The following is a 16,153-nucleotide window of genomic DNA, read 5'->3' on the forward strand; positions in this document are numbered from 1 at the left end:
GCCATCGCGAACAGGTCGTACAGGCAATGCAAATGATTGAGGAGAATTTGAAGATATGAGTGAGAAGAAACTGCCTATCGGCCATGGTCAGATGCTCGAGTTGGCCTCCCATATGGAAACCCCCTTCTATTTGTATGATGAGACGGCCATCATCGAGCACGCACGAAGATTTAGGAAACTGTTTGCCTGGGCGCCGGGCTTTTGCAACTACTATGCAGTGAAGGCCTGTCCGAACCCTGCAATCCTCAAGCTCCTCGCTCAAGAAGGCTTTGGTGCAGATTGCTCGTCGTTGCCTGAGCTGTTGCTCAGCAAGGCAAGCGGGATAACCGGGAAAAAGATCATGTTCACCAGCAACGACACCCCGCCCGAAGAGTTCAAGGCCGCTTATGAAGCGGGGGCGATCATCAATTTGGATGATATTACGCACATCGAGGCACTCGAGCAGGCGGCGGGAACACTGCCCGATACCATCTGCTTCAGATACAATCCAGGGCCGGACAGGACAGGCAATGCCATTATCGGCAACCCTGTTGAGGCAAAGTACGGGGTGACCACCTCCCAGATCGTCGATTGTTATAAGATTATGAAGGAGAAGGGAGTCAAGCACTTCGGCCTGCACACCATGGTCGCTTCCAACGAATTGGACGGGACCTACATTGTTGAAACAGCGCGCATGCTCTTTGCCCTTGCAATCCGCATCCAAAAGGAGGCGGGGGTTCGCATCGAGTTCATCGATATGGGCGGGGGCATCGGCATACCCTACCGCCCAGACCAAGAGGTGATGGACTTGGCGAAGGTAAGCTCGGAAATGCAGGAACTTTACCAGGGCATGATTGTTCCCGCCGGCCTCGATCCTCTTCAGATTGTGTTTGAGTGCGGACGGGTGATGACCGGTCCGTATGGATACCTGGTCAGCAAAGTCCTGCATGTGACGAAGAAGTATAAGGACTATGTGGGTCTCGATGCTTCGATGGCCAATCTCATGCGTCCGGCCCTGTACGGGTCCTACCATCATATCACCGTGGTGGGAAAGGACAAGATGCCTTGCGACCATACCTACGATGTGACCGGTTCACTGTGTGAGAACAACGACAAGTTTGCCATCGACCGCAAGCTTCCCGAAGTCAAAAAAGGTGATGTGGTCGTCATCCACGATGCAGGGGCCCACGGTCACAGCATGGGGTTCAATTATAACGGGAAACTTCGCTGTGCCGAGTATATGCTTAAACGTGACGGCTCGGTGGTTATGATCCGCAAAGCACAGACCTGCGATGATTATTTTTCCACCCTTCGTTTTGATGGCGCGGAGGTGGTGATTTGATACACCGTTTTCCGATTCGGGTGTATTACAGCGATACCGACTGTGGTGGCATTGTCTACCACGGCCGGTACCTTGATTTTGCAGAGCATGCACGCACTGAGATGCTGCGGGAACTAGGGGGCAAACAGAATGTCAGCGGTTCCCATACCAGTCTCTTGGAGTCGGAGGGGCTGGTCTTTGTCGTCAAATCGATATCGGTGGACTACCAAAGCCCGGCCCGTCTTGACGACCTCTTGGAAGTACAGACCACCCTCGAAAGCGCAAAACGCTTTTCCATCGTCTTCCGCCAGACTGTCCTTCGCGACGGGCTGAGCCTGTGCGTTCTTCTGGTCAAGGTGGCTTCCATCAATATGCAGACGCACCGTCCGATGCCGCTTCCTGCATGGTTTGTCCCCGCCTTCACATCCGCTACCTAGGCATGTCAAGGAGAATGGTTGAGGAGCCGAGGCTTCCCAATCGTTCGTGGTTGACGATGACATCATAGCGATGCACCCCGGCGAGCGGGAAGCTGGTGAAGTCGGCATTTGCCTCTTGGACCAGGATACCTTCGCAATACCAATCAATCTGCAGGCTGTCGACGTTGACTCCTTCGGGGAGGTTGTTCGGCGTATAGCTGAGCGTAACCTCATCGCCTGCCTTCGCCTCGGCCGGACTTGCAGTGATGATGCCTTCGATGGGAAGCATGGTGTTGTTCACAACCATGATGGTGTAGGCGGTACTGAGGTCGCCGATGACAAGTTCTGTGCTTCCACTGCTGGTCACCCCGTCCAGGATTCTCAAGGCATGGGTGGCTCCACTGACCAGGACATTCTGGCTGTAGAGCTGTACTTTAAGGAAGTAGGAGCCGGCGGGAAGTGTCTTTGCCAGGGTGACTGTCCCCTCGGTTGTGTTCAATGCTCCAACATTCAGGGCAACGGTTGTTCCATTTTGGTCGAAGAGCTGGGCTTCAAGACGAACGTCGGAGGCCACCTGATCGGGATCCCAGGAGAATTGGATGCTCAAGCTGCCTTCACCGACAAGCTCGGTAAGCTGCAATGTTGCTTCATTGGTAACCGAAGAGAGCAGGGTTGTCAGATTTCCGCTGACCAGTGCGACTCCTGAACTGTTGGATCCCACTGCATGCAGCGTCCAGGTGCCGATGGTCAGGTTCCCGATTTCAACAACCTGATCTGTAGATTGCACGTCGATGGTCTGGCCTTTCGGTCCTGTTCCCGTGATTCTCACCGATGCAATGGTCAGCTCTTCTGCAGTCGGCAGCAGGCTGCGTGATGTCCGAAACCTCTCTGAGGCAAGGTTCAGTCGTAAGGTGGTGCTTGTAGCCTCGCCGCTGTTCTCACACCCAATGACCAAGGCGAGCAACAGTATCAGTCCAAGCAGGGGCAATGTTCGATGTTTCATGCGATATCTCCTCAATTTGTGATGCTAACCAAGGAGCAAAGCCTGATGGTTTGCTTCACAATCCCCCTAGGCTTGACTTGTACTCTCGTCTATACTACAGCACAGGGAGTATGAAATCATGATTACCATCTACAGCCGTCCACTTGAACAAACGCTTCCGGTCAGCCTGATTCCGCTTTGGGGTGAGTATGAGGGTGTGCAGGCCTCTGTGCGCATGATGTGGGAAAACAAAATGTTGAGGTTGCGCTATCAGGTCAGGGAGCCCCAGCTCAGACGCATGGTGACCGAGCACAACGGCAGGGTCTGGGAAGACAGCTGTGTTGAGGTTTTCTTGCAGCGGGAAGGCCGGGCAGAGTATGTGAATGTCGAGTGCAGCGCCAGTACCAGCATTTTGGTCGGCAGGGGGGAAGGACGGGCGAACCGTACGTTGTTCCCGCTTGAATTCATCAATGCAATCGAACACTCGGTCGAGATTTTGGAAAATTCCAACAAACAGAGCCGTTGGACCCTTGATGTGAGCCTTCCTCTGGTTTCCTTGGGCCTGGTGGAAGAAGGCGAGGACATCAAGGCGGTGCAGCTGAAGGGGAATTTCTATTGCTGCGGCGATAAGCTTGCCAAGCCTCACTTTCTTGCTGTTTCAGAAATTGGTACGCTGAAGCCGGATTTCCATGCTCCGTCGTTTTTCTGTCCTATACGGTTTGCCTGAAAACCAGGAGTTGCGCAATGGCCTCAGGGCTTGTTCGAATTAGGGTTGAATGCCTCTTCTCCTGAGAGCAACGTGCCATCCAGGAGTTTGCTGAGGGCCAAGTGCGCCAATTGCTGGCCGAAGACGGCGGTGACGGTGGGAAGGCTTCCCAGTACGTTGCGCTTTCTTCCCCTGTCGATGATTTGCTCATTGAAGTCAGCGTGTTCTTCTTCCTCAGGCTTTCTGTAGGTGAATTGGACCAACTCTGGGCTGTAGATGACATCGATTCCCCTTCCAACACCTCTTTTTCTGAGGTTTGTCCGCACAGCTCGTGCCAACGGGCAGCCATAGGTATCCATCAGGTCGGCTTTTCTTACTAAAAACGGGTCACGTCTGAGGGCCGCCCCCATGCTGCTGATCACCGGTATGTTGCGATTGTATGCCTCCTGCAGCAAGGAGCATTTGGGATTCAACGAGTCGATGGCATCGATGACGAGGTCTATGTCGCCTTCCAGGATTTGGCCGAGCGTCTCTTGTTGCACGAAGAGGGGAAGAGCCTCCAATTTGCAGTCGGGGTTGATCGCCTTCACCCGCTCTGCGGCCACCTCGGTCTTCAACCTGCCCAGACTATCGTAGGTTGCAAGAATCTGTCGATTGAGGTTGGTGATGCCTACGGTGTCGAAATCGACGATTCGAATAGTACCGATGCCGCTGCGTACCAAGGACTCGAGGCACATGCCTCCCACAGCCCCCAGTCCCACCAGTACGACATGTTTCTCATGCAAGGAGTGGACGACATTTTCACCGAGAAGTCTGGTTATGCGTAAGAATTGCTCTGATTTCATCGTTGTGTTTCTCCAGTTGTTCTTCACTGCAGCCGCTGAGGCTGCAAAAGGCTTGTATGTGCTCGGTAAACATCCGCTCATAATCTCCTTCATCGCCAGTAAAGTCGGATTCCAAAGCGAAGGGCAGCGTTTTGATGTGCTGCATGTGCCCAACAAGACGACTGTTGTAGATATTCGGACCATAGGAGGGGATGACGCCGTAGCCTACCGCTTCCTTGATCGTTTCGATGCTTGCCGTACAGCCGTGCCACAAAAGCGGCGGAAGTCTTCTACGCTGGGCCCTGAGCAGCGAGAGAAGCAAGCCGTCCTCCCGTACACAGTGCAGGCTGATGCTTCGCCCCAGCTCGAAGCCGATGTGCAGTATTTCTGCAAGGAAAGCCAGCTGGCCCTCCCTGTCGGGAGAGCGACGGTCCAAGCCGACCTCTGCAATTAAAAATCCGGGATTCGCCACCAGATGGTCATAGAGTACAGTGGCATCAAAAGGAAGTTCTGAAGGCAGGACTCCAATGCCACCGAGCGCCAAGAGCCCCCTGTGCTGCAACCTCGGCCATTCGGAAGGCTTGCTGGTGGCATAGAGTGCATTCTTTGTTGCTTGCTCGTTGGAAAGGTGTCGGTGGGCGTCAAACATGTCTTATCGTACGGCTGGGGAAGCAGGAGGTCAAGCTAGACCAGAAGAGCCAGATACGTCACCCCGATGGAGAGCAGGATGGGAATCACCATCCCCCGCCTCTTGTAAGCGAATATTGATGCGGCGGCGATGCCGAGCAATCCTGCGTACCAGCTTTCGTTGTAGTCGAGGATGACTGAGGGGAAAATGAGGGGACCGAGGGCTGCTATCGGCAGCAGCCTGAGGCTCTTGGAGAGAAACTTCGGCAGACGGTCGAGAAACGTTGCGTAATAGGGCAGGGCGCGTACCAGAAAAGTGGCTGCGGCGCTGAGCAGGATGGGAACGAGGAATGGATGGCTTTCAGTCATACGTACTCCTGGACTTCTTCGGTGATCGCCGCACCGATGAAACTGGCGGCAAGCATGGAGATGACGAATGCCCAACCGACGCCAAGGTCGAAGAATACAATGAGGATGCTGTTGAGAACAGCCGATATTGCAGCAATCAAAAGTACTTTGGAGCCTTTCTGGCGGAACTCCTGGGCAAGAAGGGAGCTGAACATGGCATACAGGGTGACGCCGACAGCCAGCTGCAAAGCCGTGGGGAGAACCATGCCGACCAAAAACCCTGCGGCGGTTCCACTTACCCAGCCTGCATAGGCTGTCAGCTCCAGACCTGCCAGATAGTGTTTTGTTATGGGTTGGTTATGGAGTACCGCAACACTGAAAACCTCGTCAGTGGTACCATGGGCGAGCAGCGGCCGCTGCCAGCCTCCGATTCCCTTTTCCAGGTTGCGTGAAAGTTCAGCGCCCATGAAGGAGTACCGAAGGTTGACCAAGAGGACGCTGATGAAGATTTCGGCGAGTATGGCCCCTTTTCCCATGAGATTTGCTGCAAGAAACTGGCCGCTTCCGGCAAAATTGGTGAGTGAGAAGAGCACAGCCTCCCAGATTCTCAGTCCCAGATCCCTGCACACCAACCCGAAAGCCATTGCGGTCGGGAAGTATCCAACAAAGATGGGAAAGCCCTCTTGGCAGCCTTGTTTGAAGGTAAGTTCTGGTTGCATGAGCGTCAGAGTATTCTTTTACACCCTTTCTTGCAAGCCTTGGGTGTGCTATCATACCTTACTTTCGGAGGTGCCTATGGCTGTTTATCTTGCAAATACCGGCTTGGAGATTTTGCTTAAAGACGGGTCTCTCGACCAGAAACAAATGCTCGCTTGGTTCGAGGATGCTGTACGAATTCCCACCAGCTATGGGTTTTATGCCACCAAGGTGCTCGATAGCGGGCTTACCCTGGTGTACCGCGTGCTTGCCAAGGGTGCAGATATGGAGATCGCCGGCCTGGATATGCATATGAGCGGTCGTTGTCTATGGTCGGCCAAACCCTTGGTACGCATCGGAGAGACAGAAGCCCTCTCGATTACCCTGCTCATGACCAACCCCTCGGAGCGAAGTGCATTTATTGCAACGCTTGTTCATGCAGCAACCTTGGACCATATTGATGAGGATTCCATTCTCAATCTGCAGGTCTGTGCATTCCCTCAAGCCCTTGATGCCTTTGACAGCCGTCAGGCGTATGAGGATGTGACCGATGAGAAGGGAAGGTTGGAGGACAAGAAGCTTCTGCCGTTCAATTACATCATGGCGCGTGATGAAAGCCTCAGTGATGAGGACCGCCAGAAGTTCGCCAAACAGGAGCAGATGGTTCTGCTCTGCGGTCCGGTTCTGGCGGTTCAGCAGCGAGTACATGGTTTTCGTGATACGCAGTGCATGGTGGCGACCATTGCAACGGAGATGGGGCATCTGGACCTGGTTTACTCGGCCAAGCAGCTGGCCAAACCCCTTCAGAAAGGCTCCTATGTGGTTGCCAGCTGTGTGATCAGTGCTGATGTGTTGACCGACTAGAACCGTTTGACCCACGCATGGCAATACGGTTGTGAACCCTTGCGTACGTAGTAATCCTGATGATACTCCTCGGCAGGGTAGAAGATTGCCGCCCCCCTGAGCGTGGTTGCAATCTTCAATCCTTTTGCTTCGAGAATCTCGATCAGGCGGACTGCGGTATCGAACTCGCTTCTGCTGCGATAGAAAACCGCTGAGAGGTACTGGTTGCCGATATCCGGGCCCTGCCCGTCGGTCTGCGTCGGGTCATGGATTTCGAAAAAGAACTTTGCCAGATCTTCATAACTTACTTCCAGTGGATTGTAGTACACCTTCACTGCTTCCAGGTGTCCGCTCGTATGAGTCAGCACATCCTGATAGGTGGGATCGGCCAACGTTCCCCCGGTATACCCGCTCACTGCAGAGTACACTCCCTTCTTCTGTTCAAAGAGGTGTTCAACCCCCCAGAAACAACCTCCCGCGAAAACCGCCTCGGCAACGGGTGTTTCCTGACGGAAAACCAGGGAGATGGAATTGACGCAGTGACGGGTATTCTTCTCGGTGAATCGTTCGCCGGTAAACACATGACCCAGGTGACCTTGGCAGGTTGCACAGACAATTTCAGTCCTGCTTCCGTCGGCGTCGGGATAACGCAGGACGGCATTGGGGATTTCATCATCGAAGGACGGCCAACCGCAACCCGAGTGGAACTTGCTCTGTGAGCTGTACAACGGCGAGTTGCACCACCTGCAGTAGTAGGTTCCCTCTTCCTCGGTATCGGTATAGGCGCCGGTGAAAGCTCGTTCGGTTCCCTTGTTGATTATGACCTGGGACTCCTGGGCATTGAGTGTATTCCTAAGGCTCTGGTCCAGTGGTTGAAAAGTAAAGCGTTGTTGGGTTGTTGCCATGGTTTCCTCTATAAGCGGTTGTGCTTGGGCTTTTGGTCTGATGATAACGATGATGACGGCTAGAATGAGTATGATGATCAGCAGTACAAGGTAGCGACTCATAAGCATCCTCCTTCTGGGTTTACCAGAATTTGAGTAGAATCGGGGGGACCTTTTGCTGGTACGCCTGATACGCAGGATATTTGCTCTTTGTAATACTCTCGGTGAAGATGGTCGATCCGATGAACAGCAAGGTCAGAAGAAGCGGACCTATAAGCGTGTAATGAAGCAGCGATTGCGAGAATGATACGCAAAACAGGTAGATGGAGAACCACACGCCAAGCTCTCCAAAGTAGTTGGGATGACGGCTGAATCTGAACAAGCCGGAGGTCCTGAATCCCCGTTCGTAATCTTCTGCATGCTCCTCAACCCTGGGCAGCAGGTTATACTTTGCCTGTTGGAATGTGTATTGCTGTTGGTCTGCAAGTGTCTCGATGCCCAGACAGAGGGCGAACATCAGGATTGCTGCAAACGAAAGAGGTGTGAAGGTTGGGTTTGAAGGCTCGACAAGCAGTACCAGCGGACTGGTGAAAGCGATGAAGAGCATCTGTTGGTAGCAGGCGATGAAGAGGAAATTGAAGATCAGCCACAACACCGGATTGTTGATTCTCTCCCTGAGAATCGTCCAGCGGTAGTCCTCCTCGCCGCTGTAGCCTCCCCGACGGGCGAAGTTGAATGTGAGTCTCGCCCCCCAAAGGGTGATGAGCACCGATACGGTGACAGCAGGTGCATTCAGCCCGGCGGAGAATGCATACATCCAAGCAAGAGCAACAGGGAGTGTGCTCCAAAGCCGGTCCGTCCATGAGTAGTCTCCGGTGATCAGGGAGAAGAGAAAGGTGACAACAATCGAGCAGGCGGTGATGACGCCTGCTTTAACCAAGGGAGCTGTATCGAAAGATGCCTGCATGAGCGTGAAAGCGATACAGGCGGCGATGATGATGAAAAACAGAAGGATGCTTGTCTTTGTTGCTTTCATGCACTCACTATAGCAAAGCGGGCTCCAGGTCGGCAAGCTAATTGATCAGCTCCCTCAAGAGATAGGCCAAATCGCCGCTTTGGATCAACTGCCACAAGGAAAGGCCCGTCTGCACCAAACCGACTACGAGAAATATGATATGCAACGCAACGATGTCCTGAAGAATCACACACTGGATGACAATCCATGCACTGAGAGCGAATCCCAGGGCGAAGCTGGCGAGTGTTCCGACGATTGAATACCGCCAGACCAAAATACTGCATACGATGTTTCCCAACCCTATGAGGCCGAAGAGGAACAACCCAGGGATGAAATAGGATGTGAAAGGGGAGTTCTCCAAAAGGGAGAGGGGTGCTCCAAGGGGGTTGTAGATATCTGAAAGGCATCCATACCCTCCGGCCATGCCTCCGATTCCTACGATGCTGTGAAGAATGAAGAGTGTCTTTCGAATCCGGTTCATGCCTATTGCGCCTTTTTCATAGCATCCTCGATGGCTTTGAGGATGACGATGCTGCTGTATGTTGCACCACTGATGGTATCGACATCCAGCTTCTGTTCGGTCAAGACCGGGGCCAGGATTGCCTCCGCCGGCTGACCCTGTCCGCTTCTGTGTTCCAACAGTTGAAGATCGGAAATGGTTCCTTCCTTGATTGTTGCAGCAACCTTCACTTTGACAGGAAACATTGCAAAGCCGCCCTCATAGGTTCCATCCTTGATGGAAGACAGAGGCGGTGTAACAACAGAAAGGTCTTTCAGCCCTTCCAGGTTCCTCTGTACACGCTTGAAGGTGATTTGTCCAGCGATGATCAGAATTATCAAGCCGGCTACGATGATCAATGCAATGAATACTCCCTTAGGCATATCGGCTCCTCCCCGTTGCAACCATATACCAATTCAGTGTTGCATTGAAGCCATGAATACCTACATTTGTAGTATATTGTACAGCAATAATCGGACATGTAACTATGAGGCAAGAATTATTACTCGATCAATCAGGAGTTACTTTTTCTAGCTATCCAGGTAAGGGTGGTGTAGTTGCGCTGCTGCACGGTTCCCCCGTCCAACAAACGAAGAGCCAAATCCATGATATTTTGCCCGTAAGCTTCGGGATTGTAGTGAACACACCCAAGTATTGGAGAGTGACCTATTTTCATAAGTTCTTCGATTTGCTTCGTATAATTATGCCCGACAATGATTGTGTTCGTACTTTCCCGATATTGCAGGATCAACTCATATGATGCAAGCAGATGCCTCAGGTTGAAAGCGAGGATGAGCATTGGCTCCTCATTGGGCGTCTGTTTGAGTAACTTGACCAATGCTTGGGTTGGATTGATATCCGGGTGCCCCCATTCGATGGTATGAATCGTTTCAGGTAGTCTGGATACATTCTTCTGCAAGTGTTCCAATGCGCTCGATATTCGTAGTTTCGTTATCGGTTCATAGCCAAATTTGCCAAGAACCAGCAGATGGTCTACGCTGCTATTCCAGTGTTCATTGATATAGTGAGAAGCCTGCTCTCCGGCGATCCTTCCTGCACAGGCGTTGTCAGCCCCGAAGTAGATGCTTCCCGGTGCCATGTAGTCTACGGAAATGAGCCGGATATTGTGTGAAAGGCACTTCTCTCCGATATACATCAAAGACTCCATGCACAAGCTGTAATCTATCACCAAGTCCACACTCTCTTGGAGAAGCAGATTCAGTGCCTGTACTGCTGAAGCATAATCACCATCACACTCCCTGATGACCAGGGAGACGTACTTACATGCGGATGTTGCTTCCAGTAGGCTGTTGTGTACTGACTGAACAAAGTAGTTTCGGTCCTTGTTGACCAAGAATCCGATGCGGTATTGATGTTTGCGTACATTCCGATATGTGTAATCAGGACCGCAGATAATCAATGGATCCTGACGGGAAAAGAGTAAGCTCGCTCGATACCTGCCGATACCGTCATCGATAAGGACTTCCTGAATTTTTGCGAGGTATCGTTTGTACGGAAAAGGAAGCTTGCCTTGGATGTCCAGGAAGTGGGAATCCAGAATCACGTAGATTTTTTCAGCCTGACGGCATACAGCTTCGATGGTTGCAAGGTCTTCGTCCTCAGAGAGGAAGAAAGTGTTGCCAGCATAGGAACTGCAGCAGATGAAAGCCTTGTTGATTATCAATGAATTGGGAAGACCTTGATGATTGGAGAGGGAAAATCGTTGTTTTTCCATACTTAAGGCGGAACCGGTGACCTGTATCGGATATGCATACCTGTTTTTCCGCAGTACATCAAGAATCATCAGATTATTCGTCCAAATTGAGAGATTCGTTAATGGAGGCAGTGAGGATGCGACGCATTGCGATACTTCCCCGCCATCCAGAAAAACAGTGTCATCAGGCTTGATATGCATGATTGAATGTTTCGCAAGAATGTTGGCTCGTGATGAGTATTCAGAAAAATCACTGGATGAACCCTGGCTGATGGAGGGCTCGAAAAGAATGGCGCTTCCATGTTTTCTCAATACCTTGCCCTTGAGTTCCAGGGCGGATAGGTCATTACGTATAGTAAGAACAGACACCTTGAGTTTAGTTGCAAGAGTGGATATGCGCACTTCCTTATCTTCAGTAAGCAATTGGAGAATTCGTGCTTGACGCTGTTCCTTTGAGAGAACCCCCGATGATTCGAGCAATGCGGCATTTTGCTGAGTATCGCAAAATCGAATTTTTCCTCGCTCGCGGATCAGGATGCCTGCCTTTTGCAATGGAACAAGTTCTTTGCGGATTGTTTCACGGCTGAGCTTGAGACGCTCAGCCAAATCGCTGATTGTACAAAACTTTCGCAGTGTAATGATTTTGAGCAGTGCCAATTGCCGTTGACTCATTTCTTCCATATAGCAATCATAGCATGACTTTTTTATGTACACAATTATAAATATTACTATATATAAAAGATAATAAAAATTATAAATATATATATCAAATATAAATATAATGTATAATACACAATAATTATGCAAACATATTGTAAATATATTGTTTGACTGCTCTCGTTTTCACGCTAATAATGAACTTGATCAGACAAGTAGAAGATTGGAGGAACATACATGCGAGTCGAGCGAAGAAGGCCCCTTGCAGCGAACATTGGACTCTTGGGAGTAGGACATGCAACCTATTGGGATCAATTTGATGGGTTGTTGCAATTCATGCATGAGAAGCAAGAGAAGCTTAGGGCCAAGTTGCAGAAATATGAAAAGAACATCATCGACTTTGGCTTGATCGACACCTCTGAAAAGGCGTATGGCGCATTGAAGGCGATACAGGCAGCCGATCTTGATGTGTTGTTCATCGATATGCTTACGTATGCGACAAGCGAGACGTTCGCTCCGTTGGCGAAAGCCTTGCAGATTCCCATGATCTTGGTTGCACTTCAACCGCTGCAAGCGATGGATTATACGAAAAGTACCACCTTCATCCAACTTTGCAATGACGACATCTGCAGTGTTCCCGAATTCTGCTCGGTTGCGATCCGTATGGGTAAACGAACGCCTCCGGTCATCATTGGAACCCTCGAAGGAGACTCCGAGGCTGATGCGGAACTGGCTTCCTGGTGCAGGATAGCCCATGTCGTGCATGATCTGAAGCATGCTCGAATCGGGTTGATGGGCCATGTTTTGGAAACAATGTACGATATGCATGTTGATCCGGCGCTCATAACCAAAAGCTTTGGTTGTCATGTGGTTCCTATCGAGCCTGATGATGTCATGAAACAATACCGTCTGGTAAATGACGAGGAGCTGCTGTTGATGAAAGAGAGGATCCGATTGTTCTTCGACACCCCGGACCCTCAATCCGATTCCATTACTTTCATGCTGCGCGAAGAGGATTTGCAGCTTGCAGCAAAGACTGCAATTGCACTGGAAAAGATGATTGACGCACGCAACCTAACTGGTCTTGCATACTATTATGAGGCAGAAGAGGGATCTGAAATGCGCCGTCTGGTTACAAACTTCATTGTAGGGAATTCCCTGCTTACCTCTTCGGGTTTTCCCATGTGTGGTGAATACGATTTAAAAACCTTGATGGCTATGTTGATTCTCGATCGATTGGAGATTGGGGGAAGTTTTGCAGAGTTCCACCCGATGGACTTTGCCCGTGATTCAATTCTGGTTGGGCATGATGGACCACATCACATCAATATTGCTGACGGAAAACCGGTGCTTCGCTCGCTGAGCAAATACCATGGCAAACCTGGAAATGGGGCGGGGGTGGAATTCAAAATCCAGGAGGGACCGATCACCATGCTTGCCATCACCATTTCCAGACAAGGTGATTTGAAGTTCGTTGTAGCTGAAGGACAATCGATGGACGGGCAGATTCCGGCAACGGGAAATACCAATACCCATGGGCATTTCAAACCTGATCTTAAAACATTCTTGCGACGATGGATGGATGAAGGCCCTACTCACCATTTCGCGTTGGGAATTGGTCATCATAGTGCAGAATTAGCAAAAATTGCAGATGCTTTCGGCATAGAATGCGTCATCATCGCTCAAGAATAGGAGGATTTGACATGCGACATGTGAAACGAATGCTTGAGCTGATTATGGGTGTCGAGCTGCTCATAGGTGGCCTTTTAATTATTACAATGGTAGCAATCATGGTATTGGAAGTCATCATGCGCTACGTGTTCAACAATTCAATCATCTGGGTGCAGGAGTTTGTCATTATGATATTCATTTGGATGGTCATGCTTGGTGGAAGTGCGGCATCTATGACCAAAACACATGTGACAATCACCACGTTCAGCCAGAGGTTGCCCGAGAAGTGGAAAGTAGTTCTTCAGGTTTTTGTCTCTGTAATCATCCTTGCTGTGTTGTTCTATCTTCTACAAACGCTACCGGCTTCAATTTCTATACAGAATAAAACTAAAACATCCTCCCTGCCATTGAATATCGGAAAGGGGCATTTCTACTCGACCCCGCTTTTTGCAGCAGTGATTTTAATGAGTATTACCGAGCTCTACTATCTCTTTTATGAAGTTAGAATGCTGTTGGGGAAAGATATACCGGAGGATTATGTACTGAAAGGGTACCAGTTTTACAAGAAAGCAATCACTGGAGGCAAGGTATGAGTTTCCTTTGGATGGTGATATTTATTTTTGTTGCAATTTTCCTGGAAGTACCCGTTGCCTTTTCTTTCATCGCTGGAACGGTAGCTTATTTGATCATGGGACAAACCTTTCCCATTACGGTGGTTGCAGGGAGACTTGGTCCCGGACTTGATAGCTTTCCTCTGCTGGCTCTGCCGCTGTTTGTATTTGCCGGGAACCTGTTGGGCGGATCGGGAATTGCGAAGCGAATATTCAGTTTTGCCAACAGTTCGGTCGGCCACATTCCTGGTGGACTCGGCCACGTAAACGTCCTTTCCAGCATCGTTTTTGCAGGAATGAGCGGAGTCGCCATGGCAGATGCAGCCGGGTTGGGCAAGATTGAGATGGAGGAGATGGAGCGGCATGGTTATCCCATTCCCTTCAGTGCTGCAATTACTGCTGCTTCGGCAACTATTGGTCCGATTATTCCTCCAAGTGGTCAGATGGTAATCATTGCTGTATTGGCGAATATTGCATTGGATAAGCTGTTTCTCGCCGGTTTCATCCCGGGCTTGATGCTCGGTGGATTCTTGATGATTACCATTTATATCATGGTGAAATCGGGGTATGTAAAAGTGGCTGTGCTCCCCAAGGAGCCCATTTCGGTTCGATTCTCCAATTTCTTGAAAGCAGCTCCAGCCTTGGCTATTCCAGTGTTGCTGATTGTTGGCTTGATCACCGGAGTTGCTACTCCCACTGAATTGGGGGCCCTGACTTGTTTGTTTGCCATCATACTGGGCTTTATCTACAAGGACTTGACGTTACGCTCGTTCCTCGACTGTGCCTTGGAATCTGCAAAAACTACGGGAGTTTTGGGTGTTCTGCTATTGGTTGCAAGTCCATTCACCTGGCTTATGGGTGTAGGCAATGTAGGTTTGCAGCTGCAAGCTTTCATGCTCGATGTGACAACAAATCCCATTGTATTCCTGCTGATAGCCAATGTCGTGCTGCTTATTGCTGGAATGTTCATGGAGACTACGGTTGTGGTTCTTATCGCCGCCCCGATTCTATTCCCAATCGCTGCAAGCTATGGAATCGACTCCATCCATTTTGCGATGGTGATGTTGATCAATCTTTTGATGGGGACTCTGACCCCGCCGTTCGGTTCCCTGTTGTTTGTGATGATGAACCAAACAAAACTCACCCTGGCCCAGATGTTCAAGGCCGTTGCTCCTTTCTATTTTCCCTATTTGGCTTTCTTGGTGCTCATCACGATGGTTCCCTCGATAACCACCTTTGTTCCTCGCTTGTTCGGGGCGTGACCCTGTATATATATCACATGTAAAAAAGGAGATACGTATGAAAAGGATGTTGGTGATGGTGTTGATCGCACTTGCGATGATATCAGGATTGTTTGCTGCAGGATCTGCTGAGCAGAAAACGCAGGCTCAACAGGAGAAAACCATAACCTTGGCAACCGGAGATGCAATCGGAACGCTGAGAAATCGGGCTGGGGAGTACTTCAAGGCAGAATTGGAGAAACATCCCGAGCTAAATCTGAAGGTCAACCATGTGCAGGGAGCTGTATTGGGTACCGCCAACCAAATTCTCGATCAGGTTGTAGAAGGTTCTGTACACCTGTTCGGCAATGATATTGCTTGGATTGTTCCCTACGATGCAGACTTTCAGCCGATTAGTTTCGGATTTATGTACCGTGATGTTGATCATATGAATGCCTATTTCAAGAGTAGTACATTCCTCGATCTCGCCGACAAGGTTGCTTCCAGCAGTGGATTGCGCATTATTGCACCGGTACCCATGGCTTCACGCATGTTTTTCTCAGTGAAGCCGTTGAACACCGTAGCAGATTTCAAAGGATTGAAGGTAAGGGCTCCCGGCCTGGAGATGTTCGTCAAATCGTATGAGGCATACGGTGCAAGCCCGACGACCGTTGCCTGGAACGAGATTTTTCTTGCCTTAAAAACCAAGCTTGTTGAAGCCGCACATGGACCAGTGGCCGATGTTATTGCAAACAAGTGGCATCTTGCAGCACCATATATCACCCGCACCGAGGATATGTATGCCGCGAACGCCTGGTATGTGAATGAAGCTTTCTGGGATGGGCTCAGTACCGAACAACGCAAGGGAATTGAAGAGGCTCTGGATGCTACCAATGCATGGTCGTTCAATGAGTCAAAGGTATCAGAGCAGAGTTTGATTGATCAGATGGTGGCTGAGGGCGCCGTATACAATACCTCATTCGCTGACCGCGAGAAACTTCGCACCCAAGCCATCGAGGCCGTCAAGAAGCTCGAAGCCTCCGGAAAGTGGTCTCTCGGTTTGGTAGATAGAATTCAAGCTATTAAATAGCAAGAAGATACAACACAACGCTTTTGCCGCAGGACAGCTACTGTTCTGCG

General features: G+C 50.3%; 18 protein-coding genes. 8 read left to right on the plus strand and 10 right to left on the minus strand.

Annotated elements, in window-relative coordinates; translation table 11 throughout:
- Window positions 1-55 precede the first annotated feature (55 nt).
- The gene (locus MUG09_RS06285) at window positions 56-1,321 is read left to right on the plus strand and encodes a diaminopimelate decarboxylase (RefSeq protein ID WP_244774601.1); all 1,266 of its coding nucleotides are present in this window, start codon (window positions 56-58) and stop codon (window positions 1,319-1,321) included.
- Window positions 1,318-1,737 carry a YbgC/FadM family acyl-CoA thioesterase gene (locus MUG09_RS06290; RefSeq protein ID WP_244774604.1) on the plus strand — a complete coding sequence of 140 codons (420 nt, stop codon included), beginning with the start codon at window positions 1,318-1,320 and terminating at the stop codon, window positions 1,735-1,737. Before MUG09_RS06285 ends, MUG09_RS06290 begins: the two co-directional genes overlap by 4 nt.
- Here the strand turns inward: MUG09_RS06290 and MUG09_RS06295 are convergent.
- Entirely contained in the window at window positions 1,730-2,719 is a 990-nt protein-coding gene (locus MUG09_RS06295; protein WP_244774606.1) for a hypothetical protein, read from the minus strand. The two genes, MUG09_RS06290 and MUG09_RS06295, sit on opposite strands and share 8 nt — an antisense overlap.
- Window positions 2,720-2,837: 118 nt before the next feature.
- Here MUG09_RS06295 and MUG09_RS06300 point away from each other — a divergent pair, with 118 nt between their 5' ends.
- Window positions 2,838-3,425, plus strand: a complete 588-nt coding sequence (locus MUG09_RS06300) for a carbohydrate-binding family 9-like protein (RefSeq protein WP_244774608.1) — start codon at window positions 2,838-2,840, stop codon at window positions 3,423-3,425.
- A 23-nt stretch (window positions 3,426-3,448) separates the two neighbouring features.
- Here the strand turns inward: MUG09_RS06300 and MUG09_RS06305 are convergent, their stop codons facing one another.
- Genes MUG09_RS06305 through MUG09_RS06320 form a run of 4 tightly spaced genes read right to left on the minus strand, consistent with a single transcriptional unit; the run spans window position 3,449 to window position 5,922 of the window.
- Window positions 3,449-4,249, minus strand: a complete 801-nt coding sequence (locus tag MUG09_RS06305; RefSeq protein WP_244774609.1) for a tRNA threonylcarbamoyladenosine dehydratase — start codon at window positions 4,247-4,249, stop codon at window positions 3,449-3,451.
- Entirely contained in the window at window positions 4,206-4,877 is a 672-nt protein-coding gene (locus MUG09_RS06310; RefSeq protein ID WP_244774613.1) for a TatD family hydrolase, read from the minus strand. Before MUG09_RS06310 ends, MUG09_RS06305 begins: the two co-directional genes overlap by 44 nt.
- Window positions 4,878-4,912: 35 nt before the next feature.
- Window positions 4,913-5,224, minus strand: a complete 312-nt coding sequence (locus MUG09_RS06315; protein ID WP_244774614.1) for an AzlD domain-containing protein — start codon at window positions 5,222-5,224, stop codon at window positions 4,913-4,915.
- The gene (locus MUG09_RS06320) at window positions 5,221-5,922 is read right to left on the minus strand and encodes an AzlC family ABC transporter permease (protein ID WP_244774615.1); all 702 of its coding nucleotides are present in this window, start codon (window positions 5,920-5,922) and stop codon (window positions 5,221-5,223) included. Before MUG09_RS06320 ends, MUG09_RS06315 begins: the two co-directional genes overlap by 4 nt.
- A 76-nt stretch (window positions 5,923-5,998) precedes the next feature.
- On the opposite strand from MUG09_RS06320, the gene MUG09_RS06325 reads away from it, so the two are divergent.
- Window positions 5,999-6,763: a hypothetical protein gene (locus tag MUG09_RS06325; protein WP_244774616.1), complete on the plus strand. Its 765-nt coding sequence runs from the start codon at window positions 5,999-6,001 to the stop codon at window positions 6,761-6,763.
- Here the strand turns inward: MUG09_RS06325 and MUG09_RS06330 are convergent.
- The 5 genes from MUG09_RS06330 to MUG09_RS06350 form a co-directional block, all read right to left on the minus strand.
- Window positions 6,760-7,749, minus strand: coding sequence for a bifunctional methionine sulfoxide reductase B/A protein (locus MUG09_RS06330; protein ID WP_244774617.1), 990 nt, complete (start codon window positions 7,747-7,749; stop codon window positions 6,760-6,762). The two genes, MUG09_RS06325 and MUG09_RS06330, sit on opposite strands and share 4 nt — an antisense overlap.
- A 19-nt stretch (window positions 7,750-7,768) precedes the next feature.
- Entirely contained in the window at window positions 7,769-8,662 is an 894-nt protein-coding gene (locus MUG09_RS06335) for a DUF1295 domain-containing protein (RefSeq protein WP_244774618.1), read from the minus strand.
- Window positions 8,663-8,699: 37 nt separating this feature from the next.
- Window positions 8,700-9,122 carry a hypothetical protein gene (locus tag MUG09_RS06340; RefSeq protein ID WP_244774619.1) on the minus strand — a complete coding sequence of 141 codons (423 nt, stop codon included), beginning with the start codon at window positions 9,120-9,122 and terminating at the stop codon, window positions 8,700-8,702.
- Between the two features lie 2 nt (window positions 9,123-9,124).
- Window positions 9,125-9,523 (minus strand): FMN-binding protein, encoded by a 399-nt coding sequence (locus tag MUG09_RS06345; protein ID WP_244774620.1) that lies wholly within the window; start codon window positions 9,521-9,523, stop codon window positions 9,125-9,127.
- A gap of 131 nt (window positions 9,524-9,654) precedes the next feature.
- On the minus strand, window positions 9,655-11,535 hold the full coding sequence (locus MUG09_RS06350; RefSeq protein WP_244774622.1) for a DeoR family transcriptional regulator: 1,881 nt from the start codon (window positions 11,533-11,535) through the stop codon (window positions 9,655-9,657).
- A gap of 213 nt (window positions 11,536-11,748) precedes the next feature.
- Here MUG09_RS06350 and MUG09_RS06355 point away from each other — a divergent pair, with 213 nt between their 5' ends.
- From MUG09_RS06355 to MUG09_RS06370, 4 genes are read left to right on the plus strand one after another with little or no spacing between them, the layout of a single operon-like run.
- Complete coding sequence (locus MUG09_RS06355; protein ID WP_244774624.1) at window positions 11,749-13,203, plus strand: L-fucose/L-arabinose isomerase family protein; 1,455 nt, start codon at window positions 11,749-11,751, stop codon at window positions 13,201-13,203.
- Window positions 13,204-13,214: 11 nt separating this feature from the next.
- Window positions 13,215-13,775, plus strand: a complete 561-nt coding sequence (locus tag MUG09_RS06360; RefSeq protein WP_244774632.1) for a TRAP transporter small permease — start codon at window positions 13,215-13,217, stop codon at window positions 13,773-13,775.
- Window positions 13,772-15,055, plus strand: coding sequence for a TRAP transporter large permease (locus tag MUG09_RS06365; protein ID WP_244774634.1), 1,284 nt, complete (start codon window positions 13,772-13,774; stop codon window positions 15,053-15,055). The genes MUG09_RS06360 and MUG09_RS06365 overlap by 4 nt, the downstream gene beginning before the upstream one ends.
- A 37-nt stretch (window positions 15,056-15,092) precedes the next feature.
- Complete coding sequence (locus tag MUG09_RS06370) at window positions 15,093-16,103, plus strand: TRAP transporter substrate-binding protein (RefSeq protein ID WP_244774636.1); 1,011 nt, start codon at window positions 15,093-15,095, stop codon at window positions 16,101-16,103.
- Window positions 16,104-16,153: the final 50 nt, after the last annotated feature.

Origin of the sequence: Sphaerochaeta associata (genome assembly GCF_022869165.1) — a bacterium.
Lineage (GTDB): Bacteria > Spirochaetota > Spirochaetia > Sphaerochaetales > Sphaerochaetaceae > Sphaerochaeta > Sphaerochaeta associata.

Bases quoted from the DNA above. Each gene is read 5' to 3' on its own strand.
- MUG09_RS06320 (WP_244774615.1), bottom strand. From the start codon at position 5,922: ATGCAACCAGAACTTACCTTCAAACAAGGCTGCCAAGAGGGCTTTCCC.
- MUG09_RS06355 (WP_244774624.1), top strand. From the start codon at position 11,749: ATGCGAGTCGAGCGAAGAAGGCCCCTTGCAGCGAACATTGGACTCTTG.
- MUG09_RS06340 (WP_244774619.1), bottom strand. From the start codon at position 9,122: ATGAACCGGATTCGAAAGACACTCTTCATTCTTCACAGCATCGTAGGA.
- MUG09_RS06360 (WP_244774632.1), top strand. From the start codon at position 13,215: ATGCGACATGTGAAACGAATGCTTGAGCTGATTATGGGTGTCGAGCTG.
- MUG09_RS06310 (WP_244774613.1), bottom strand. From the start codon at position 4,877: ATGTTTGACGCCCACCGACACCTTTCCAACGAGCAAGCAACAAAGAAT.
- MUG09_RS06365 (WP_244774634.1), top strand. From the start codon at position 13,772: ATGAGTTTCCTTTGGATGGTGATATTTATTTTTGTTGCAATTTTCCTG.
- MUG09_RS06285 (WP_244774601.1), top strand. From the start codon at position 56: ATGAGTGAGAAGAAACTGCCTATCGGCCATGGTCAGATGCTCGAGTTG.
- MUG09_RS06335 (WP_244774618.1), bottom strand. From the start codon at position 8,662: ATGAAAGCAACAAAGACAAGCATCCTTCTGTTTTTCATCATCATCGCC.
- MUG09_RS06330 (WP_244774617.1), bottom strand. From the start codon at position 7,749: ATGAGTCGCTACCTTGTACTGCTGATCATCATACTCATTCTAGCCGTC.
- MUG09_RS06295 (WP_244774606.1), bottom strand. From the start codon at position 2,719: ATGAAACATCGAACATTGCCCCTGCTTGGACTGATACTGTTGCTCGCC.
- MUG09_RS06370 (WP_244774636.1), top strand. From the start codon at position 15,093: ATGAAAAGGATGTTGGTGATGGTGTTGATCGCACTTGCGATGATATCA.
- MUG09_RS06305 (WP_244774609.1), bottom strand. From the start codon at position 4,249: ATGAAATCAGAGCAATTCTTACGCATAACCAGACTTCTCGGTGAAAAT.
- MUG09_RS06350 (WP_244774622.1), bottom strand. From the start codon at position 11,535: ATGGAAGAAATGAGTCAACGGCAATTGGCACTGCTCAAAATCATTACA.
- MUG09_RS06325 (WP_244774616.1), top strand. From the start codon at position 5,999: ATGGCTGTTTATCTTGCAAATACCGGCTTGGAGATTTTGCTTAAAGAC.
- MUG09_RS06345 (WP_244774620.1), bottom strand. From the start codon at position 9,523: ATGCCTAAGGGAGTATTCATTGCATTGATCATCGTAGCCGGCTTGATA.
- MUG09_RS06315 (WP_244774614.1), bottom strand. From the start codon at position 5,224: ATGACTGAAAGCCATCCATTCCTCGTTCCCATCCTGCTCAGCGCCGCA.
- MUG09_RS06300 (WP_244774608.1), top strand. From the start codon at position 2,838: ATGATTACCATCTACAGCCGTCCACTTGAACAAACGCTTCCGGTCAGC.